Annotated in this window: 17 protein-coding genes; 11 read left to right on the top strand and 6 right to left on the bottom strand. The window is 70.4% G+C overall.

The genetic code is table 11. From position 1 onward, the window contains the following. Positions 1-102: 102 nt before the first annotated feature. The 3 genes from ACWDY5_RS09000 to ACWDY5_RS08990 are packed head-to-tail and all read right to left on the bottom strand — an operon-like array spanning position 103 to position 2,170. The gene (locus ACWDY5_RS09000; RefSeq protein WP_449721703.1) at positions 103-945 is read right to left on the bottom strand and encodes a protein NO VEIN domain-containing protein; all 843 of its coding nucleotides are present in this window, start codon (positions 943-945) and stop codon (positions 103-105) included. A gap of 23 nt (positions 946-968) precedes the next feature. Next, a complete protein-coding gene (locus tag ACWDY5_RS08995; protein WP_449721702.1) occupies positions 969-1,637 on the bottom strand; it encodes an endonuclease V in 669 nt (222 codons plus the stop codon). Then, entirely contained in the window at positions 1,634-2,170 is a 537-nt protein-coding gene (locus ACWDY5_RS08990) for a hypothetical protein (RefSeq protein ID WP_449721701.1), read from the bottom strand. Before ACWDY5_RS08990 ends, ACWDY5_RS08995 begins: the two co-directional genes overlap by 4 nt. A 110-nt stretch (positions 2,171-2,280) precedes the next feature. Here ACWDY5_RS08990 and ACWDY5_RS08985 point away from each other — a divergent pair, with 110 nt between their 5' ends. The 5 genes from ACWDY5_RS08985 (at position 2,281) to ACWDY5_RS08965 (ending at position 8,254) form a co-directional block, all read left to right on the top strand. Further along, entirely contained in the window at positions 2,281-3,291 is a 1,011-nt protein-coding gene (locus tag ACWDY5_RS08985; protein WP_449721700.1) for a LacI family DNA-binding transcriptional regulator, read from the top strand. 138 nt (positions 3,292-3,429) lie between these two features. After that, on the top strand, positions 3,430-4,791 hold the full coding sequence (locus ACWDY5_RS08980) for an ABC transporter substrate-binding protein (protein ID WP_449721699.1): 1,362 nt from the start codon (positions 3,430-3,432) through the stop codon (positions 4,789-4,791). Continuing rightward, positions 4,769-5,692: a carbohydrate ABC transporter permease gene (locus ACWDY5_RS08975; protein WP_449721698.1), complete on the top strand. Its 924-nt coding sequence runs from the start codon at positions 4,769-4,771 to the stop codon at positions 5,690-5,692. Before ACWDY5_RS08980 ends, ACWDY5_RS08975 begins: the two co-directional genes overlap by 23 nt. 1 nt (position 5,693) lies before the next feature. Then, complete coding sequence (locus ACWDY5_RS08970; protein ID WP_449721697.1) at positions 5,694-6,572, top strand: carbohydrate ABC transporter permease; 879 nt, start codon at positions 5,694-5,696, stop codon at positions 6,570-6,572. A gap of 26 nt (positions 6,573-6,598) precedes the next feature. Then, the gene (locus ACWDY5_RS08965) at positions 6,599-8,254 is read left to right on the top strand and encodes a glycoside hydrolase family 13 protein (RefSeq protein WP_449721696.1); all 1,656 of its coding nucleotides are present in this window, start codon (positions 6,599-6,601) and stop codon (positions 8,252-8,254) included. 50 nt (positions 8,255-8,304) lie between these two features. Here the strand turns inward: ACWDY5_RS08965 and ACWDY5_RS08960 are convergent, their stop codons facing one another. Beyond that, positions 8,305-8,805: a hypothetical protein gene (locus ACWDY5_RS08960; protein ID WP_449721695.1), complete on the bottom strand. Its 501-nt coding sequence runs from the start codon at positions 8,803-8,805 to the stop codon at positions 8,305-8,307. A gap of 274 nt (positions 8,806-9,079) precedes the next feature. Here ACWDY5_RS08960 and ACWDY5_RS08955 point away from each other — a divergent pair, with 274 nt between their 5' ends. The 3 genes from ACWDY5_RS08955 to ACWDY5_RS08945 all read left to right on the top strand — a co-directional run bounded on the left by ACWDY5_RS08955 (position 9,080) and on the right by ACWDY5_RS08945 (position 11,961). Further along, on the top strand, positions 9,080-9,268 hold the full coding sequence (locus tag ACWDY5_RS08955) for a hypothetical protein (protein ID WP_449721694.1): 189 nt from the start codon (positions 9,080-9,082) through the stop codon (positions 9,266-9,268). A gap of 180 nt (positions 9,269-9,448) precedes the next feature. After that, positions 9,449-10,585 (top strand): S1 family peptidase, encoded by a 1,137-nt coding sequence (locus ACWDY5_RS08950; protein WP_449721693.1) that lies wholly within the window; start codon positions 9,449-9,451, stop codon positions 10,583-10,585. Positions 10,586-10,770: 185 nt separating this feature from the next. Then, complete coding sequence (locus ACWDY5_RS08945) at positions 10,771-11,961, top strand: glycoside hydrolase family 64 protein (RefSeq protein WP_449721692.1); 1,191 nt, start codon at positions 10,771-10,773, stop codon at positions 11,959-11,961. Positions 11,962-12,025: 64 nt separating this feature from the next. On the opposite strand, the gene ACWDY5_RS08940 is transcribed toward ACWDY5_RS08945, so the two are convergent. Beyond that, the gene (locus tag ACWDY5_RS08940; protein ID WP_449721691.1) at positions 12,026-12,736 is read right to left on the bottom strand and encodes a GntR family transcriptional regulator; all 711 of its coding nucleotides are present in this window, start codon (positions 12,734-12,736) and stop codon (positions 12,026-12,028) included. 159 nt (positions 12,737-12,895) lie between these two features. On the opposite strand from ACWDY5_RS08940, the gene ACWDY5_RS08935 reads away from it, so the two are divergent. Continuing rightward, positions 12,896-13,795 carry a glycoside hydrolase family 16 protein gene (locus ACWDY5_RS08935; RefSeq protein ID WP_449721690.1) on the top strand — a complete coding sequence of 300 codons (900 nt, stop codon included), beginning with the start codon at positions 12,896-12,898 and terminating at the stop codon, positions 13,793-13,795. Positions 13,796-14,402: 607 nt separating this feature from the next. On the opposite strand, the gene ACWDY5_RS08930 is transcribed toward ACWDY5_RS08935, so the two are convergent. Next, positions 14,403-14,795: a VOC family protein gene (locus ACWDY5_RS08930; RefSeq protein ID WP_449721689.1), complete on the bottom strand. Its 393-nt coding sequence runs from the start codon at positions 14,793-14,795 to the stop codon at positions 14,403-14,405. Positions 14,796-15,367: 572 nt separating this feature from the next. On the opposite strand from ACWDY5_RS08930, the gene ACWDY5_RS08925 reads away from it, so the two are divergent. Both ACWDY5_RS08925 and ACWDY5_RS08920 read left to right on the top strand, forming a co-directional pair. Further along, on the top strand, positions 15,368-18,070 hold the full coding sequence (locus ACWDY5_RS08925) for a nitrate- and nitrite sensing domain-containing protein (RefSeq protein ID WP_449721688.1): 2,703 nt from the start codon (positions 15,368-15,370) through the stop codon (positions 18,068-18,070). A 53-nt stretch (positions 18,071-18,123) separates the two neighbouring features. Continuing rightward, the gene (locus ACWDY5_RS08920; protein ID WP_252483899.1) at positions 18,124-18,549 is read left to right on the top strand and encodes a roadblock/LC7 domain-containing protein; all 426 of its coding nucleotides are present in this window, start codon (positions 18,124-18,126) and stop codon (positions 18,547-18,549) included. Positions 18,550-18,552 lie beyond the last annotated feature (3 nt).

The raw sequence follows: 18,552 nt of genomic DNA, 5'->3' as shown, positions 1-18,552 counted from the left end.
CCACCCGTTATGACCAGACCGCGGTCTCCTACCGGGCAACCATCACCCTGGCCGCACTACTCCTCTGGTCCTCTGGCTTTGAAAACGCCCCCTAGGGCGCGCTCAGGGCAGTCGCACCGGGTACTGGATCGGTTCGGCGAGTGCCACAATCCGGTCGCCCGGTTCGATGGTCATGGTGGGATTGGTCAACGCTTCGGTGACCACCGCGAGCCACCAGTTCGCCTGGTGCTCCGCCTTGCGCAACTCGTTGCGGGTCAACAGGAACTGCCGCTGCATGCCTCGGACTCCCTTGACCTCGACGTGATGGGTCTCATCGGCGAAGTGGCAGTCCAGGTCCCAGCCGCGGCGGTGCGCGCTCACGTCCACCACCCGCGCGCCGCGCCGCTCGTACTCCTCGGTGACCGCGGCCATGGCGGCCAGTTCGACGCGCCGGTTCAGCTCCGCCGTGCCGAAACCCGCGCCGTAGCCGGTCGCGGGCGGATCGGCTGGCAGGGCGAGCAGCTCCTCCAGTGCGGTGAGCTGTTCCGGGGTCACCTCGAACGGGTTCGCGCCGAACGGCTGCCGGAGGATGGCAAGCTCGGCGAGACCGGGAAAGGCCCGCACCGTCTCCAGGGAGATCGGCGTGGCCCAGACTTGCAGGTCGATGGGGACGAAGGCCTTGGTCTTGGCCAGTTGGGCCTCGTTCGCCCAGTACTGCCGATGCGTCCTCGGCGATCCAGGCTGGACCGGGCCGGTGATGTGACCCGCGCCCCACAGTCCGGCGTGCTTGCCGCTGAGCCACAGAAAGATCCGCTGCCCCTCGGTCATCCGGCGGGCGCGCGGGCCGGGTTGCACCGACCACTCCAGCAGCGTCGGCTGAGGCTCATCGGCAAGCAAGGCCGGGACGTCGAAACGCTGGGGGTTGCCGGACAGCAGCCAGCCCCCGCGATCGGTGCTTACCCCCATGATCGGCAGTGTGCCAGAAACGGTCAGCGCGCGGCGAGCGCGCGGCGGCAGGCCTGGTCGGCGGCGCGGGTGGTCTCCGGCAGCCGGTAGCGCGGGGTCAGCGTCAGCGTGTGCGCGCAAGCGGTGTCCAGGTCGATCAGGTGTCCCGCGGAGACGTACACCGGTTTCACCCCGCGCTGCGTGCGCAGCACCCGCCCGACCACCTCGCCGTCATCGACGAGGTCGGCCGAGGCGCCGCGGTCCGGGCCGGGTTCCGGGGCGGCGCCGATGAGCCGGGTCTTGCCGACGCCGAAGACCGGCAGCCCGGTCAGCACGCCCAGGTGGCAGGCCAGGCCGAAGCGGTGCGGGTGGGCCAGGCCGTGGCCGTCGACGACGAGCAGGTCAGGGGTGGCCGGGAGGTCGCTGAGCGCGGTGAGCAGGGTGGGCAGCTCGCGGAAGGCGAACAGGCCGGGGATGTAGTCGAAGGCCGGGATTCCGGTGGCGGTGGACTCGGCCAGCACCTCGTGAGTGGTGAAGTCGAGCAGGACCACAACGGCGGCCAGGGTGCGCTCGTCCTTGGCGTAGGCGACGTCCAGGCCCGCGACGGTGGCCGGATGCCGAGGGCCGGGACCGGTGATGTCGACCTGGGTGCGCAGCCGGTGCTGGATCGCGCGGGCCTGCTCGGCCGTGGCCGGCCAGGGGTGCTCGGTCACGGACCCCACAGGGTGATCTCGGCGCCCTGACCCTCGCCCTTGGGGCCGGTGATCTTCATCAGCGCGAGCCGGCCGAGCTCGGAACGAGCGCAGTAGAGATGGCCTTGGGCGATCGTCGCCTTGCCCACCGACTCGGCGGCCAGCAGGTCAGCGCAGTCCTTCTCGCTCGGGACGTGGTTCTTGGCCCAGCGGGCCAGGTTCTTGTGGCTGGCGCGGAAGGTGATCAGGTGCGGCGAGCCGTAGTAGAAGTCCCAGTCGCCGGAGTTCTTGGGACCGCGGGTCGGCGGGGTGGTGTCCAGGTCGAGCCCGGTGTGGTCCAGTACGAGGCTGCCCCGCCAGGGCTCCACCTTGGCCGCCGGGCTGGTCGGCGTGGTGCTCTCGCCGGGCTTCCCCGCCGGCGCGGGCGCGGGACTCTCCTGCGTCGCCGCATCGTCCTTCAGCAAGCCGAAGACGTCGGTGGACGCGGACACGACCGCGGCGGCCGTGCCGATCACGGCCAGGAAGATGGCCAACCGGCCGAAGTTCTGGGACATCACCGCGAATTTTCGCACGGCCCGGTGACCCGGCGGAGCGGATTCGACACGCTGCAAGCCAGCTGCAAGAAATGTATGCATTTTGCGCTCCCTTGCGTCATCATTGCCTCATGACTCGACGACTCGCCGAGGTGGCGCGCAAGGTCGGGGTGAGTGAGGCGACGGTCAGCCGGGTGCTCAACGGCAAGCCCGGCGTCTCGGAGTCCACCCGCAACGCCGTGCTCACCGCCCTCGACGTGCTGGGCTACGAGCGCCCCACCCAGCTGCGCGGCGAACGCGCCCGGCTGGTCGGCCTGGTGCTGCCCGAGCTGCAGAACCCGATCTTCCCCGCCTTCGCCGAGATCATGGGCAACGCGTTGGCGCAGCAGGGTTTCACCCCGGTGCTGTGCACCCGCACCGCCGGCGGCGTCTCCGAGGCCGACTACGTCGAGCTGCTGCTCGCCCAGCACGTCTCCGGGGTCCTGTTCGCCGGCGGCAGCTACGCCCAGGCCGACGCCTCGCACGAGCACTACCGCCGCCTGGTCGAGCGCCAGCTGCCCACCGTGCTGATCAACGCGGGCATCGACGAGCTGGGCTTTCCCCGGGTCTCCTGCGACGACGCGGTCGCCGCGGAGCAGGCGCTGACCCACCTGCTCTCCCTCGGGCACACCAAGGTCGGCATGGTGCTCGGCCCGCCGGACCACCTGCCCTCGCGGCGCAAGCTGGCCGCCTTCACCGCCGCGGCGGCCAAGGCCGGGCTCAGCGTGCCTGCCGAATGGGTCGGGCATGCCATGTTCTCCCTGGAGGGCGGGCAGGCCGCGGCCGCGCGGCTGATCGAACGCGGGGTCACCGGCATCGTCTGCGCCTCCGACCCGCTCGCGCTGGGCACGGTGCGCGCGGTGCGGCGGCGCGGCATGGCGGTGCCCGCCGACGTCTCGGTGATCGGCTACGACGACTCCGCGTTCATGAACTGCACCGATCCGCCGCTGACCACCATCCGCCAGCCCATCGAGGCGATGGGCCGGGCCGCGGTGGACCTGCTGGCCGCGCAGATCAACGGCGCCGAGGTCACCGCCGAGGAGCTGCTGTTCGAGCCGGAGCTGGTGGTGCGCGGGTCCACCGCGCCCGCCCCGGAGAAGTGACCGTCAGTACATAACAGGACTCAGTCGACTTCTTGCTCAATCTCATCGGGATATTGCGCTCCGGCGGACCGGGCTCCTATCGTGAGCCGCGCCACAGGTCCCGCCGGAGCGACCTCCCACCGAGAAGAGGCACGAGCGATGATGAGACCTCGTACCCGCAGCGCCCTTGGCGCGCTGCTCGTCGCCGGACTCGGCCTGACCATGGCCGGGTGCGGCGGCGACACCCCGCCCACCGCAGGCGGCAAGGTCAAGATCTCCGTCAATGGGCAGCCGCCGGGCACTCAGGCCTTCCAGCGCAAGATCTTCGACGAGGACGTGGCCGCGTTCGAGGCGGCCAACCCGAACATCGACATCGAGCCGCACGAAGGCTTCATGGACCCGAAGACCTTCGCCACCAAGCTTTCCGGCGGCCAGCTGGAGGACGTCTACTACGTCTACCTCACCGACCCGGCGCAGATCATCGCCCGCCGCCAGGCCGCCGACATCACCGACCACCTCACCGAGGTCCCGCTCGCCGGTGAGCTCAACCCGCAGCTGACCCAGGTGTTCAAGGACGCCAAGGGCCGCCAGTACGGCCTGCCCACCGCCAACTACTCGATGGGCCTGCTCTACAACCGCACCCTGTTCGGCAAGGCCGGACTCGACCCGGACAAGCCGCCCGCCACCTGGGAGGAGGTGCGCGCGGCCGCCAAGAAGATCAGCGCACTGGGCGGCGGCGTGGTCGGCTTCGGCGAGCTGAGCAAGAACAACCAGGGCGGCTGGCACCTGACCAGCTGGCTCAACTCCGTCGGCGGCGCGGTGGCCCGCCAGGAGGGCGAGAGCTGGAAGGCCGACTTCAACAACGACAAGGGCAAGGCCGTCCTGCGACACCTGCACGACATGCGCTGGACCGATGACTCCATGGGCAGCAAGCAGCTGCTGGAGATCCCGGACCTGCAGCGCCTGATGGGCGCCGGACAGCTCGGCATGTACATCGCCGCGCCGGACAACGTGCCGGTGCTGGTCAACCAGTTCAACGGCAAGTACGAGGACTACGGCCTGGCCCCGCTGCCCGGCGGCCAGGGCACGCTGATCGGCGGCGAGGGCTACATGATCAACCCCAAGGCCACCCCGGAGAAGATCAAGGCCGGCCTCACCTGGCTGCGCTGGAAGTTCCTCGACCCGGCCAGGATCGAGAGCAACCTCAAGCGCTACGCCGAGCAGAAGCAGCCGATCGGCCTGCCCGTGCCACCGGCCGCCGACGTGTGGGTCGGCCCGGTGCGCGAGCAGCAGGAGAAGGTCAAGGCGGCCAACGCGACCATCCCGGTGGCCAACTACCAGCCCTACATCACCGCGGCGCCCAGCCTGAAGGGCAACCTGGAACCGCCGAACGCGCAACAGGTCTACGCCGCGCTGGACACGGTGATGCAGGCGGTGCTGACCAACAAGGACGTCAACATCGGCCAGGTGCTCGCCGAGGCGGAAACCAAGGTCAACGGTGTTCTTGCGCAGCTCCGGTGAGCTGAGCGCGGCGGTGCCGCCGGTGCGGGGCCGGTGGCGTCGCAAGCTCAGCGAGAACCTCACCGCCTACGGACTGCTCGCCGGCGCGCTGGTGGTCTTCGCGCTGTTCTCCTGGTGGCCGCTGATCCGTGGCGTGCTGCTCAGCTTCCAGCAGGCCGACTTCGTCAACCCGCCGACCTGGGTCGGGTTCGACAACTTCGAGCGGCTGTTCAACGACCCGCTCTTCGGCGCGGCCTGGCGGAACACCCTGCTGTTCACCGGACTGGCGCTGCTGCTGGGTTTCGCGGTGCCGTTCCTGACCGCGGTGGTGCTCAACGAGCTGCGGCACGCCCGCTCGTTCTTCCGGATCGCGGTGTACCTGCCGGTGATGCTGCCGCCGGTGGTGACCGCGCTGCTGTGGAAGTGGTTCTACGACCCCGGTCCCGGCCTGTTCAACGAGGGCCTGCGCGCGGTCGGCCTGTCCGGGCTGAGCTGGCTGGATTCCAGCAGTACCGCCATGATCTCGCTGGTGCTGGTCTCCACCTGGGCCAACATGGGCAGCACCACGCTGATCTACCTGGCCGCGCTGCAGACCATCCCCGGCGACCTGTACGAGGCGGCCGAGCTCGACGGCGCGAGCCTGTGGCGGCGGCTGGTGCACGTCACCATCCCGCAGACCCGGTTCGTGCTGCTGGTGCTGCTGCTGTTGCAGGTGGTGGCCACCATGCAGGTCTTCACCGAACCGTACGTGATGACCGGCGGCGGACCGGAGGACGCCACCGTCACCGTGCTGCTCCTGCTGTACCGGTATGCCTTCTACTACAACGACTTCGGCACGGCCAGCGCGCTGAGCCTGCTGCTGTTCGTGGTGCTCGGCGTCTTCTCCGCCACCTACGTGCGCCTGACCAGGACGAGGAGCTGACATGTCGTCCACCCGCACCCTGGTCTCCCCGGCGGCCCTGCGCTCTCCGCGCGGGAAAGCCTTGTACTGGCTGGTGTTCAGCCTGGTCCTGGTGGTGTTCCTGCTGGCCTTCGTGTTCCCGCTGTACTGGGCGGTGACCGGGGCGATGAAGTCGCCGGTGGAGCTGGCCAGGACCCCGCCGTCGGTGGTGCCGGAGACCTGGTTCCCGGAAACGTTCTGGCAGGCCTGGCAGGAACTGGACCTGAGCCGGTACTTCCTCAACACCTTCGTCGTGGCCGGCGGCGCGGTGCTGGTGCAGCTGGCGGTGTGCGTGCCTGCCGCCTACGCGCTGTCCAAGCTGAGACCGGTGCTGGGCAACGCGATCCTCGGCCTGATGCTGGCCACCCTGATGCTGCCGGCCTCCGCGCTGCTGGTGCCCACCTACCTGACCATCGCGGACGTGCCGCTGCTCGGGGTGAACCTGCTCAACAACCCGGCCGGGATCTGGCTGCCCGCGGCGGCCAGCGCGTTCAACATCTACCTGCTCAAGCGGTTCTTCGACGAGATCCCCGGCGAGCTGCTGGAAGCGGCCAGGATGGACGGGGCCGGCCCGGTGCGGGTGCTGGTCAGCATCGTGCTGCCGATCTCCCGGCCGATCCTGGCCGTGGTGTCCATCCTCGCGCTGGTCACCGCGTGGAAGGACTTCATCTGGCCGCTGCTGGTGTTCTCCGACCCGAACGAACAGACCCTCAGCGTGGCGCTGGAACGCGTCGCACCGGACACCGCGCTCAACGTGCTCACCGCGGGACTGGTGCTGGCCAGCATCCCGATGATCGTGCTGTTCCTCATCTTCCAACGCCAGATCCTGGCCGGCCTCACCGCCGGCAGCCTCAAGGGCTAGACCCCACCTGTCTGGAAGGCGGCATCGTGATCTCCTCCGAGCGCACAACCACTCAGTCCACTGTGGACGGAACCTCGGCGTCCTGGTGGCGCGGGGCGGCGATCTACCAGGTGTACCTGCGCAGCTTCGCCGACGGCGACGGGGACGGGATCGGTGATCTCACCGGGGCCCGCGCGAAGCTGCCCTACCTGGCGGAGCTGGGCATCGACGCGATCTGGTTCTGCCCGTGGTATCCCTCGCCGATGGCCGACGGCGGCTACGACGTGGCCGACTACCGGGACATCGAACCGGTCTTCGGCACCCTGGCCCAGGCCGAGGAGTTCATCGCCGAGGCGCACCGGCTGGGCATCCGGATCATCATCGACATCGTGCCCAACCACTGCTCCGACCAGCACCCCTGGTTCGCCGAGGCCCTGGCCGCCGAGCCGGGATCGCCCGCACGGCAACGGTTCTGGTTCCGGCCCGGCCGGGGCGCCGACGGCGCCGAACCGCCGAACGACTGGCAGTCCCGCTTCGGTGGCCCGGCCTGGACCAGGACCGTCAACGCCGACGGCACGCCGGGGGAGTGGTACCTGCACCTCTACGCCGCCGAGCAGCCCGACCTCAACTGGACCAGCCCCGAGGTGCACGCCGAGTTCGCCGACATCCTCCGGTTCTGGTTCGACCGCGGCGTGGACGGCCTGCGCATCGACGTGGCCGACGGCCTGGTCAAGGCGCCCGGACTGCCCGATGTGGCCGGGGCCAACGGACAGTTGCCGTTCTCCGACCTGGACGGCGTGCACGAGATCTACCGGGCCTGGCGGCGGATCGCCGAGGAGTACGGCCCGGACCGGATCTTCGTCGGCGAGATGTGGCTGCCCGACCCCGAGCGCTTCGCCCGCTACCTCCGGCCGGACGAGCTGCACTCCGCCTTCAACTTCGACTTCCTGTCCTGCCCATGGGAAGCCGGCCGGCTCAAAGCCGTCATCCAGTCCACTGTGGACAGCCATGCGCCGGTGGGCGCGCCGCCCACCTGGGTGCTGTCCAACCACGACGTGACCCGCCACGTCACCCGCTACGGCCGCGCCGACGACACCGGCTTCACCTTCGCCGACCGCCGCCACGGCACCCCGGTGGACCGCGAGCTGGGCACCCGGCGGGCCCGCGCGGCCGCCCTGCTCAGCCTGTGCCTGCCCGGCGGAGCCTATGTGTACCAAGGGGAAGAGCTCGGTCTGTGGGAGATCGAGGACGTGCCCGACGAGCTGCGCCAGGACCCGGTGTTCGCACGCACCCAGGGCGCGGACCCTGGCCGGGACGGCTGCCGGGTGCCCATTCCGTGGGCCGGTCAGGCCGCCCCGTTCGGCTTCGGCCCCGAGGGCTCCCGGCCTTGGCTGCCGCAGCCCGAGGAGTGGACGGGCTACACCGCCGAGGCGCAGCAACGGGATCCGGGCTCGATGCACGCCCTCTACCGGGAGGCGCTGCGGCTGCGCCGGGAGCTGCCCGCGCTCGGCGACGGCCCGATGCGCTGGCTGGACCGCGGCGAGCAGGTCCTGGCCTTCCACCGCCCGCCCGGCTTCACCTGCGTGCTGAACCTCTCCGCCGCGCCGGTCCCGCTGCCCGCGCACGAGAGGGTGCTGCTGGCCAGCGGGCCGCTGACCGAGCAGGGCGACCTGCCCGCCGACACCGCGGTCTGGCTGGCCTGAGGGCCCAGTCCCTGGCTGGTTCGGGAGGCCCGTCTCCCGAGCCGGCCCGGTCAGTGCGCCGCCGCGACCACCCGTAGCCCGGGGTTCATCGCCCGCTCGACCTCCAGGTGCACCAGGCACCACCGCCGCCGCTCGCCGGTGACCGGGTGCTCCACCACCGCGGCCATCGGCGCCGCGCAGTGCCGCCGCCAGCCCTCCCCGCGCCACGGGCAACTGTCCCTGCGACCGGTGCAGCGCAGCCCGCGACCGCGGAAGACCCTGCGCACCAACGGATCGTGCACCGGGCAGACCGCGGCGAAGGACTCGCACACCGACAGGTCGGCGGCCAGCGCGGCGTCCTGCCTGCGCGCCTCCTGACAGCGCAGCGCGGTGCGCACCTGCCGCTCCGGCGGCAGCAGCAGGTGCACATCCGCGCTGGCCACACCGTGCGCGACGAGCAGCTCGCTGATCCGCCACAGCACATCCCGCGCCGGGTCGTGCGGACCGTCCTCCGCGTCGGGGTAGGGCGTCCAGACCGAGGCGGTGCGAGGCGGTTCGACGACGTGGTCCATGTCCGGGCAACGCGCCGGCGCCCAGGTTCGGTTCAGCCACGGGCCACGGTTACCCCGTTCGGCCCGCGCAAGCCGCTTGCGCCGATCCGGGCAAGTCCCTTGCGCCGCGCTACCGAGTCCACGCGAGCCGCAGGCCCGATTGTGCAACTCTTGCGCAAATCCATTGAAGTATTGCGGTCATTTATTGGAGACATCTACCTTCGTCGGCACCGCACCGATCCCCGGGGTCGCCGACACTGGCCATACCCAGACCAATCGAAGGTGCGCCCCTGCCATGACAGACCTTCCCCGCAAGTCCCCACGGCGGCTGGCCCCGCTGGCCGCGCTGTCGGCGGCGCTGCTCGCCGCAGGCGCCGTCACCGTCCTGGCCACCGCGCCCGCGACCGGCGCGCTGGCCGCCCCCGGCTCGGACATACCCGCCGGTTATGGCCTGAGAGTCCCGTTCACCAGGTACACGGCCTGATCCCCCTGCACCACCGGGCCCCTGTCCGTTCGGGCGGGGGCCCTGTGGTGTCGCCGCCCGGATCTGTCCGGAACCGGTCAGCCACACCCGATCCCTTGACCGGTCTGGACCACCGTGTCACGTTGAGCGTCCGCCGCCACGCAGTTGGGTCACATTTCCTTCCGCCACAAGGAGACTCAGATGCACCGCAGCGCAGCGGGCCGGTTGGGCCTCGCCGTGTCACTCGCCCTGTCCGTCGCCGCCGGAGCCGCACCCGCGGCCCTGGCCGATCCCGTCCTCTCACCCGGACTACTGCCCGCCATGCGGCAGGACCTCGGGCTCACCGCGGAGCGGGCCGCGCTCCGCGTCCGCCAGGAGAACCGGGCCTCCCGGCTGGTCCCGGCCGCCGAGGCCGCCGCGGGCCCGGCACTGGGCGGCTCCTGGTTCGACGCCGGCCGCGGCAGGCTGGTGGTGGCGATCACGGACCCGGCCAAGGCCGAGGCCGTGCGCGCCACCGGAGCCGAAACCGTGCCGGTCACCCACACCGCGAAAGCCCTGGCGGGCACCAAGGACGCCCTCGACCAGCTGGCGGCGGCCAAGCGTGCCCCGGCCGGGGTGGCCAGCTGGCACGTCGACCCCCGCGCCAACACGGTGGTGGTCAACGTGGTCGAGGACGCCGAGGAGGCATCGGTCCGCGACTTCCTCGACCAGGCCCGCGCCAGCGGCCCGGTGACCGTGCACCGCGCCGGGGTCCGGACCCCGCGCACCTACGCGGCCGGGGTGGTCGGGGGCGACCCGTACTACACCGGGAACGTGCGCTGCTCCATCGGCTTCTCGGTGCACGGCGGCTTCGTCACCGCCGGCCACTGCGCGGGGACCGGCGCCCAGGTCAACGGCTGGGACCGCTCCTGGATGGGCACCTTCGCCGGCTCCTCCTTCCCCGGCAACGACTACGCCTTCGTGCGCACCGGCGGCGGCTGGTGGACGGTGCCGGTGGTGCTCGGCTGGGGCACCGTCTCCGACGCCCTGGTCCGCGGCTCCTGGGTGGCGCCGGTGGGGACCTCGGTGTGCCGCTCCGGTTCCACCACCAAGTGGCACTGCGGACAGGTGTTGTCGCACAACGAGACCATCAACTACGCCCAGGGCGCGGTGCACCAGATGACCGGCACCAGCGTGTGCGCCGAGGGCGGTGACTCCGGTGGCTCGTTCATCACCGGCGACCAGGCCCAGGGCGTCACCTCCGGCGGCTACGGCGACTGCCGGGGCGGCGGGCGGACCTGGTTCCAGCCGATCAACGAGATCCTGTCCGTATACGGACTGGCGTTGCATACCGCATGACGGTATATAACGCGGCCCAGAATATGTTCCCGATCTGAACACCTTGACTTTCCTCGGGAACCAGGGGCACCGTAGGGGGTGTGCGAGAGCGCTCTCACGCACCCCCTGTGTCCCTACCAGCTGAGTTTTTCCAGGTCGCAGCCGCCAGTGGCATGGATCAGCTTCCTCGACGTGGAGGAAAGTTCATGATCTCTCGTCGCCTCTTCCTCGGCGCGTCCGCGACAGCTCTGGCCACCCCTGCCCTCGGCCAGCTCGCCGCGCACGCCACCACTGCCGCGACGCCGCAGAGATTCACCCTGAACCTGGTCAACAACTCCGGATCGGCCACCGCCTACGCCTATGTCGTGGGACTGTCCGGCAACCGCCCGCTGTTCGTCCGCCGGGACGGCAGCTCCTACTACCCGCCCTCGCCCGGCTCGCCGGTCACCCCGCTGGGCGAGGACCCGTCGATCGCCCTGGGCGGTCCCGGGTCCTCCACCACGGTGTCCATCCCGCGCATGTACGGCGCGCGGATCTACGTGGTGACCGGGGCGAAGCTGAACTTCTTCGTCAACCCCGGCCCGCACATCGTGCACCCCAGCTTCCTCAACCCGGGCGACCCCAACATCAACAAGAACTGGACCTTCGCCGAGTTCACCTTCAACGAGGCCGAGCTGTTCGCCAACATCAGCTACGTGGACTTCGTGGCCGCGCCGCTGGGCATCTCGCTGCGCTCGCTCTCCGGCCGGGTGGAGACCGTGCCTGGCCTGCCGGCCGGCGCGCTGGACGGGATCTGCGCGGCGCTGCAGGCCCAGGCGTCCAAGGAGGGCTCGGCCTGGAACCAGCTGATCCAGAAGGGTCCGGACGGCCGCAACCTGCGGGCGATGAGCGCGCACTACAAGGCGAGCGCGTTCGCCAACTACCTGGGCGGCTACATCGACCAGTGCTGGGCCAAGTACGCGGGCACCGACCTGGTGGTGGACACCCAGAGCGGTCCGGGCAGGCTCACCGGCCGGGTCAGCGGCGGGGTGCTGCGCTTCAGCAACGGCGAGACCTTCACCAAGCCCAGCACCGCTGACGTGTTCAGCTGCGACTCCGGTCCGTTCAGCCTGGCCGGGGCCAGCGAGGTGCGCAAGGCGATCATCCCGCGGCTGGCCGCGGCGCTGAACCGCACCACGTTGCTGTCCAACCCGAACCAGCCGCACGGCGAAGTGGCGAGCAACTTCTACCGCACCCCGGCCACCAACCACTACGCCCGGATCGTGCACGAGCGCCTGCCGGACAACCGCGGCTACGCATTCCCCTACGACGACGTCTCCCCGGGCCCGGACTTCAGCGGCGCCACCCGCTCCGGCGACCCGGGCACGCTCACCGTCGACGTCAGGCGCCTCCGCTGATCCCATCACACCGCAACGTGCGCCCGTCCGGCCACCGCCACCCCTGCTGCGGTGGCCGGCCGGGTCACGCCAGCGACAGGCGGGAGACGATCCGGTAGCGGTCGCCACGGTAGATCGAGCGCGCGTACTCCACCGCACGGCCGCCGGTGTCCGTGGTGCGCCGGTCGAACAGCAGCGCCGGGCTGAGCAGCGGCACACCGAGCAGCTCGGACTCGGTCTCATCGGTCACCGTCGGCTCGATCGACTGCACCGCTTCGTGCACCACCACCCCGCGTTTTCGCAACGCGGCGTGCAGTCCGGGCCGCTCGAAGTCCACTGTGGACAGGTCAGGGGCGACCGCGACCGGAATGTGCAGCTGCTCCAACGCGATCGGCATGCCGTCCACGAGCCGCAACCGGGCCACATAGGTGATCTCGGCCCCGGGGGAAAGCTCCAGCTTGCACCCGATCCTGGCCCCAGCCGGAATCCTGACCAGTTCCAGCACCCGACTTGACCAGTCGCCCTCCCCCTTGGGCGCGGCCAGCGGCACGTGCTCGCCGACGAGTTCCTGAGTGACCTTGTTCCGCGCCACGAACATGCCTCGCCCGTGCTCGCGCACCAGCAGCCCAGAGCTGACCAGTTCGTCCACCGCCGAGCGCAGCGTGGGCCGGGAGACCGACAGCAGTGCGCAGAGGGTGCGCTCGGAGGGGATCGCGGTGCCCTCCGGCCGGGTCTCGACCAGCTCCAGCAGGTAGTCGCGCACGCGTTCGCGCTTGCGCGCCACCGGTCTGGCCACCGGCCCAGTATGTCCACGACGACCGGACCCGGCCACCGGTTGACGCCGCCGGGCTTCTGTGCAACGGTCGTTCACGTCACTGAACTTACCAATTGGTCAAGTCAGAACGCCCGACACCGCCGCCACCCCGCACATCCCCGCGGTGTTGAGGAGGAAGTCGTGTCCCCGCAACGAATTCGGCTGCTGTCCGCCGGCCTGTCCACCCTGGTCACCCTCGCCCTGACCACCCTGCCCGCGAGCGCCGCCATCCCACCCCAGCCGACCCAAGTCCTCTTCGACGACTTCAACTACACCGGCAGCGCCGACCCCCGCCTGCCCCAACGCGGCTGGACCGTCCGCTCCGGCACCGGCGGCCCAGGAGTCGGCGGCGCGGCCTGGGACCCGAACCTGGTCAGCTTCCCCACCGTCGGCGGTCAGCAGGTCGCGCAACTGAGCGCCCAGACCAACGGAACCCCAAGCGGCACAAGGCAGTCGCAACTCAACACCGGCCGCAAGTTCTTCGAGGGCACCTACGGCACCCGCTTCCACATGACCGACACCCCGGCCTACGGCCCCGACGGCGACCACGTGGTGCAGACCTTCTACACGATCACCCCGCTCCGCCACGACCGCGACCCGGACTACGGCGAACAGGACTTCGAGTACCTGCCCAACGGCGGCTGGGGCGAACAGACCAACACCATGTTCCTGACCTCGTGGGAGACCTACCAGGCGGACCCGTGGTGGGCCGACAACACCTCAACCCGCTCCCACCGCAGCTTCGCCGGCTGGCACGACCTGGTCCTGCAGGTCGCCAACGGCCGCATGAAGTACTACGTCGACGGCCAGCTCATCGCCGACCACGGCGACAAGTATTACCCCGAGACGCCCATGCTGATCAACTTCAACCACTGGTTCATCGACCTCAACGGCGCGGGCCCGGAACGCAGGTACCACCAACAGGCCGACTGGGTCTACTTCGCCCGCAACCAGGTCCTGACCCCAGCCCAAGTCCGCCACCAGGTCGACACCCACCGAGCCAACGGCACCCAGTTCATCGACACGGTCCCGGCCACCTGACCCCAGCCCGGCCCCAGTCCCGCCGCCCTGTGCCGACTGGGTCCCCCCGCAGGCCGGGCCCCGCTGTGCCCGGGCCCCGCTGTGCCCGGGCTCCGCCGTGCGTGGACTCCGCCGTGCGTGGGCTCCGGCGAGCCCGGACTTCCGGGCGGCAAGAGGCCGCGGCCGGGTCGCCGGGGCTGGGCTGGCTCGCTGGGGCTGGGCTGGCTCGCTGGGCTTGGCTGCTTGTTTTCTGTGCGGTGGGCCGGGCTGCTTGTTTCCTGTGGCCGTGGCCGTGGCCGGGCTGGGTGCTGGTCCGGCTCTGCCCCGCCGCCGCCACCGTTCCTCTGCGGAACGCTCGAACCCCCGTTTTGGTTGCCTTCGTGTTTTGGCTGGCCACTCGGACGGGTGACGCGGCGGTGGGGGCGGGCTGTGAGTAGCGCTCTGAGCTGCGCTGATCACGTTGGCAGCATACCGCGGTTTCGGACGGTCACCGCACGCGCCCGGGTGCGAGCGCGGGTGGCCCGGACGGCAGGCGGGCTGGGACGGGGGCGATCCGGGTAGAGGGCCGAGGCGGCTTGGGCGGTGTGCGAGCGGGGCGGGGTGGAGGGCGGGCTGGGCAGCGGGCGGGCTAGGGGGTGGTGCGTTCGGTGTCGCTGCGTTCTACGCAGAACTCGTTGCCTGCTGGGTCGGCCAGGACCACCCAGCCTCGGCCGTCTTCGGTGCGCTGGTCGTCGACGAAGGTGGCGCCCAGGGCCAGGAGGCGGGTGACCTCTTCGTCTCTTGGTTGTTCTGGCTGGAGGTCGAGGTGCAGGCGGTTGCGGGTGGTGGGCGACTTGGGGTCGGGGACTCGGATGAAGAGCAGGCCGGGGGAGTGGGGGAGCTCGATCAGGACCTCGTCGTCGCCTGGGGTGTCGTCGGGGTGGATCGGGTGGCCGAGGGTGGCACTCCAGAACTCGGCCAGGGTGTAGGGCTCCAAGGGTGGGGCGCAGTTGACGGTGATGTGGCGGATGGCGGACTTCACGGTGTGGATCCTCGCAAAGAGACTTGAAAACTGCTCACGTTTTATTCGGAAAGGGGGTGGGGAACAACCGGCGGTGATTCTCTCTTGGTTCGTGATCGTGGTCACGCTCGTGCCCTGCGCATTGTGCTACCGCCCGTTCGGGCATCGGCGGCCGCAGTGGGTGAGTAGGGCTCGTGGGTGGGGCGCGACCGCCGTCCGGGGGACCTTGGTGGTGATCGACACGGGCTGGGGTCGGGTGATGACCTGGAGTGAGGTAGGTTACTTCCGGAAAAAGCGCAGGTGACGGCACTTACAGTCCAATCCTCGTCAATCGGGTCTGGGCTTGCGGGTGCTCGCGCTGGTAAGGTTTCGCGTCTTCTGCGTTAATGCGCATTTGTTGGGGCTGGTAACGAAGCCAGCGTCCGTGTTAATCTCCCCGCGCTCGGGCGGGAGAACTCCTCGGTATGGAAGGTGTCATATTCAACCAGGAACTCGTTACCGTCCCCTCCGGTCCAACTTCCCCTGGTGGATAGCGGCGCGGTGAATTTCCGCCGCGGTTTCCCGGGGTGGTCTTTCACAAGCAGTGGAGCGTCGTGAGCTCGGAAGAAAACGGTTCTCAGAAGAGCCACCGGTCGATCAGGACACGGCTGACCGGCGCCGTGCTGATCCCGAGTGTGGCCCTGCTCGTCATGTGGGTGTCCGGCTCGTCCTACCTGATCTTCGACGGGTACTACCTGCGTGAGGTCGCCGCCGGTGTGCGCGCGGTGTCCATCCCCGCGGTCAACGCGCTCGCCTCGGCCCAGAAAGAACGCCAGCTCGGCATGGTCTACCTGGGCAAACCCGCCACGGGGCTGACCACCGAACTGCGCATGGTGCAGCAGCAGACCGACGAGGCGCTCGGCGTCATGAAGGCCGCCCTGCCGCCGGTGGTGAGCAACGCCCCGCCCGCGGTGGTCGACCGCATCAACCAGCTCAACTCCCTGCTGGAGGAGCTGCCCCGGATTCGCACCAGGATCGAGTCCTCCGGTATCGACAAGGCGCAGGTCTACGCCTTCTACAACCGGCTGCTGGATTCCGCCGCCCGGTTGTTCGACACCCAGGCCCGTATCGTGCCCGATGTCACCTCTACCCAGGGCGGTATCGGCGCGACGGCAATTTTCCGGTCCGGTGACCGCATGTCCAGGGCCGGTTCGCTGATGGCCGGGGCGATCGCCACCGGTAGCCTTCCGGCGGCTGACCACCTTGAGTTCACCAACCTGGTCAGCGCATACCACTCCGAGCTGGAGAGCGCAATCCCCTTTGCTCGCCAGGAGGTCCAGGACAGTTATCGCCAGTTGCGCGACAGCGATTCCTGGAAAAGGCTCGCCGAGGTTGAGAACTCCCTGATCAGCAACGGCCCGTGGGTCGCCCGCAGCGGCCGGGGCAGCCAGGCCGCGGTGGGCATCAGCGAGGAGGAGTGGCAGCGGCTGACCGTCGGCGTGGCCGACCAGCTGGCCAAGCTCACCATCCAGCAGGCCGACCTGGTCTCCGGCCGGGCGCTGCAGGATGGCGGCGACTCGCTGACCAACGCGCTCATCGGCTCGCTCATCGCGCTCATCCTGGCCGTGGTGGCGATCATGGTCGCGCTCAAGGTCTCCCGGAAACTGGTGGACCGGGCGCTGGTGGTGCGCCTGGACAGCCTGCGGCGGGACGCGCTGGAGCTCGCGCACGAACGGCTGCCCGACATCGTCCGCCGCCTGCGCAAGGGCGAGCCGGTGGACGTCTCCGTCGAGGTGCCCGACCTGGACTACGGCCGGGACGAGATCGGCCAGGTGGCCCGCGCCTTCAACGCCGCCCAGCTCACCGCGGTCGCCGCGGCCGTGCAGGAAGCCCAGGCCCGCGAGGGCGTCAACAACGTCTTCCTCGGCATCGCCCACCGCAACCAGGCCCTGGTGCACCGGCAGCTGAAGATCCTGGACCGGATGGAGCGGCACGAGGAGGACCCCGAGCAGATCGAGGGCCTCTTCCAGCTCGACCACCTGGCCACCCGGGCCCGCCGCAACGCGGAGAACCTGATCATCCTCGGCGGCGAGCAGCCCGGCCGCCGCTGGCGCAAGCCGATCCGGCTGGTCGACGTGCTGCGCGCGGCCATCTCCGAGACCGAGCACTACGCCCGCGTCCGCCTGCAGCGGATCCCGGACGCCGCGGTCATCGGCTCCGCGGTGGCCGACACCATCCACCTGGTCGCCGAGCTGGTGGACAACGCCACCTCCTTCTCCCCGCCGCGCTCCCAGGTGCAGGTGCACGGCTCGATCGCGGCCAAGGGCGTCGTGGTCGAGGTCGAGGACCACGGCCTGGGCATGAGCGAGGAGGACCGGGACCGGGCCAACGCGATGCTGGCCGACCCGCCCGAGTTCGACGCGATGGCGCTCAAGGGCGACTCCCGGCTCGGCCTGTTCGTGGTCGCCCGGCTCGCGCTGCGCCTGGGCGTGCGGGTCGAGCTGCGCGACTCGCCCTACGGCGGCACCAGGGCGGTCATCCTGGTGCCCAACGAGATCCTCGCCTCCGACGTGCGCACCCAGCTCTCCGAGGACACCCTGCGCGAACTGACCAAGCGGGAGCGGGCGACCAGCTCGGGAAAACCCGTTCGCACGCCGCTCGGACCGGTCCACCAGCAGCGCGCGGCAGAAGAAGACCAGGTGGACGACGACGAGCTGGCCGAGGGTGAGCACGACCGCCCCGGCCGGGACCTGCACAGCTTCTGGGCCGACCCGCTCAGCAGCGGCGAGGACACCCCCGGCCGCTCGATCAACCTGCTCGGCGGGGCGACCTTCGCCAGCATCCAGGAGGAGAAGCCCTCGACCCCGGAGGACCGCTACGAGCACGAGGAACTGGCCCCGCCGGAACAACCGGCCGAGCGCACCGGCGGGCTCCCGCTGGAGCAGACCGGGCCGGGCGCGCTGCTCACCCACGCGCCACTGCTCACGCACAACACGCCGACCGGGGAGCAGCCCCAGGTCCGGGGCGGGGTCGACCGCAACGCCACCACGGGGGAGATCCCGGTGGTCAACGCCCGCGCCGCCACCGCCGCGGCGGCCCGCACCGGTGCGCCGGCGGGAGAACGGCCCGCGCTGCCGGTCCGCCGGCCGCAGCAAAACCTGGCGCCGCAGCTGCTCGCCGACTCCGGCGCCACCGACACCGGCGAGAACGAGGTCCCGGCCACCGCGGGACGCTCGCCGGAGCAGGTTCGCGACACCATGGCCGCCTTCCAGCGCGGGACCCGCGAGGGACGCGACGCAGACCCATTCCCAGGATGATCAATGGCCGCCGCCCGCCCGACGTCGGCCTCGACGAAGAAGGTCAGCCCAGCATGAGCGACAAGGCTTCTCGGAACACCGATCTGAACTGGCTGCTGGACGAGCTGGTGCAGCGGACCGTCGGGGTCCGGCACGCGGTCGTGCTCTCCTCCGACGGCCTGCTGATCGGCCGTTCGCAGGACCTGTCCAAGGATGACTCCGAGCACCTCTCCGCGATGGCCTCGGCCTTCCAGAGCCTGGCCCGCGGCACCGGCAGGCACTTCGGCGGTGGCGCCGTGCGCCAGACCATCGTGGAGATGGAGCACGCCTACCTCTTCGTCACCGCGGCCGGACGGGGCGCCTGCCTCGCGCTGCTGGCCGAGGAGACCGCCGACGTCGGCATGATCGCCTACGAGATGAACCTGCTGGTCAAGCAGGTGGGCGTCTACCTCAGCTCAGCCCCACGGGAAACCGCCGCCGCCAACCCCCCGAGGAGCTGAGCG

This window comes from Crossiella sp. NPDC003009 (assembly GCF_053591555.1).
The sequence above is the reverse complement of the archived record's forward strand: the minus strand, read 5'-3'. Positions and strand labels throughout refer to the sequence as shown.

Excerpts from the sequence above, each read along its gene's own strand:
- ACWDY5_RS09000 (WP_449721703.1), bottom strand. The coding sequence starts at position 945 with ATGGGGGTAAGCACCGATCGCGGGGGCTGGCTGCTGTCCGGCAACCCC.
- ACWDY5_RS08990 (WP_449721701.1), bottom strand. The coding sequence starts at position 2,170 with ATGTCCCAGAACTTCGGCCGGTTGGCCATCTTCCTGGCCGTGATCGGC.
- ACWDY5_RS08985 (WP_449721700.1), top strand. The coding sequence starts at position 2,281 with ATGACTCGACGACTCGCCGAGGTGGCGCGCAAGGTCGGGGTGAGTGAG.
- ACWDY5_RS08980 (WP_449721699.1), top strand. The coding sequence starts at position 3,430 with ATGATGAGACCTCGTACCCGCAGCGCCCTTGGCGCGCTGCTCGTCGCC.
- ACWDY5_RS08970 (WP_449721697.1), top strand. The coding sequence starts at position 5,694 with ATGTCGTCCACCCGCACCCTGGTCTCCCCGGCGGCCCTGCGCTCTCCG.
- ACWDY5_RS08960 (WP_449721695.1), bottom strand. The coding sequence starts at position 8,805 with ATGGACCACGTCGTCGAACCGCCTCGCACCGCCTCGGTCTGGACGCCC.
- ACWDY5_RS08955 (WP_449721694.1), top strand. The coding sequence starts at position 9,080 with ATGACAGACCTTCCCCGCAAGTCCCCACGGCGGCTGGCCCCGCTGGCC.
- ACWDY5_RS08950 (WP_449721693.1), top strand. The coding sequence starts at position 9,449 with ATGCACCGCAGCGCAGCGGGCCGGTTGGGCCTCGCCGTGTCACTCGCC.
- ACWDY5_RS08945 (WP_449721692.1), top strand. The coding sequence starts at position 10,771 with ATGATCTCTCGTCGCCTCTTCCTCGGCGCGTCCGCGACAGCTCTGGCC.
- ACWDY5_RS08920 (WP_252483899.1), top strand. The coding sequence starts at position 18,124 with ATGAGCGACAAGGCTTCTCGGAACACCGATCTGAACTGGCTGCTGGAC.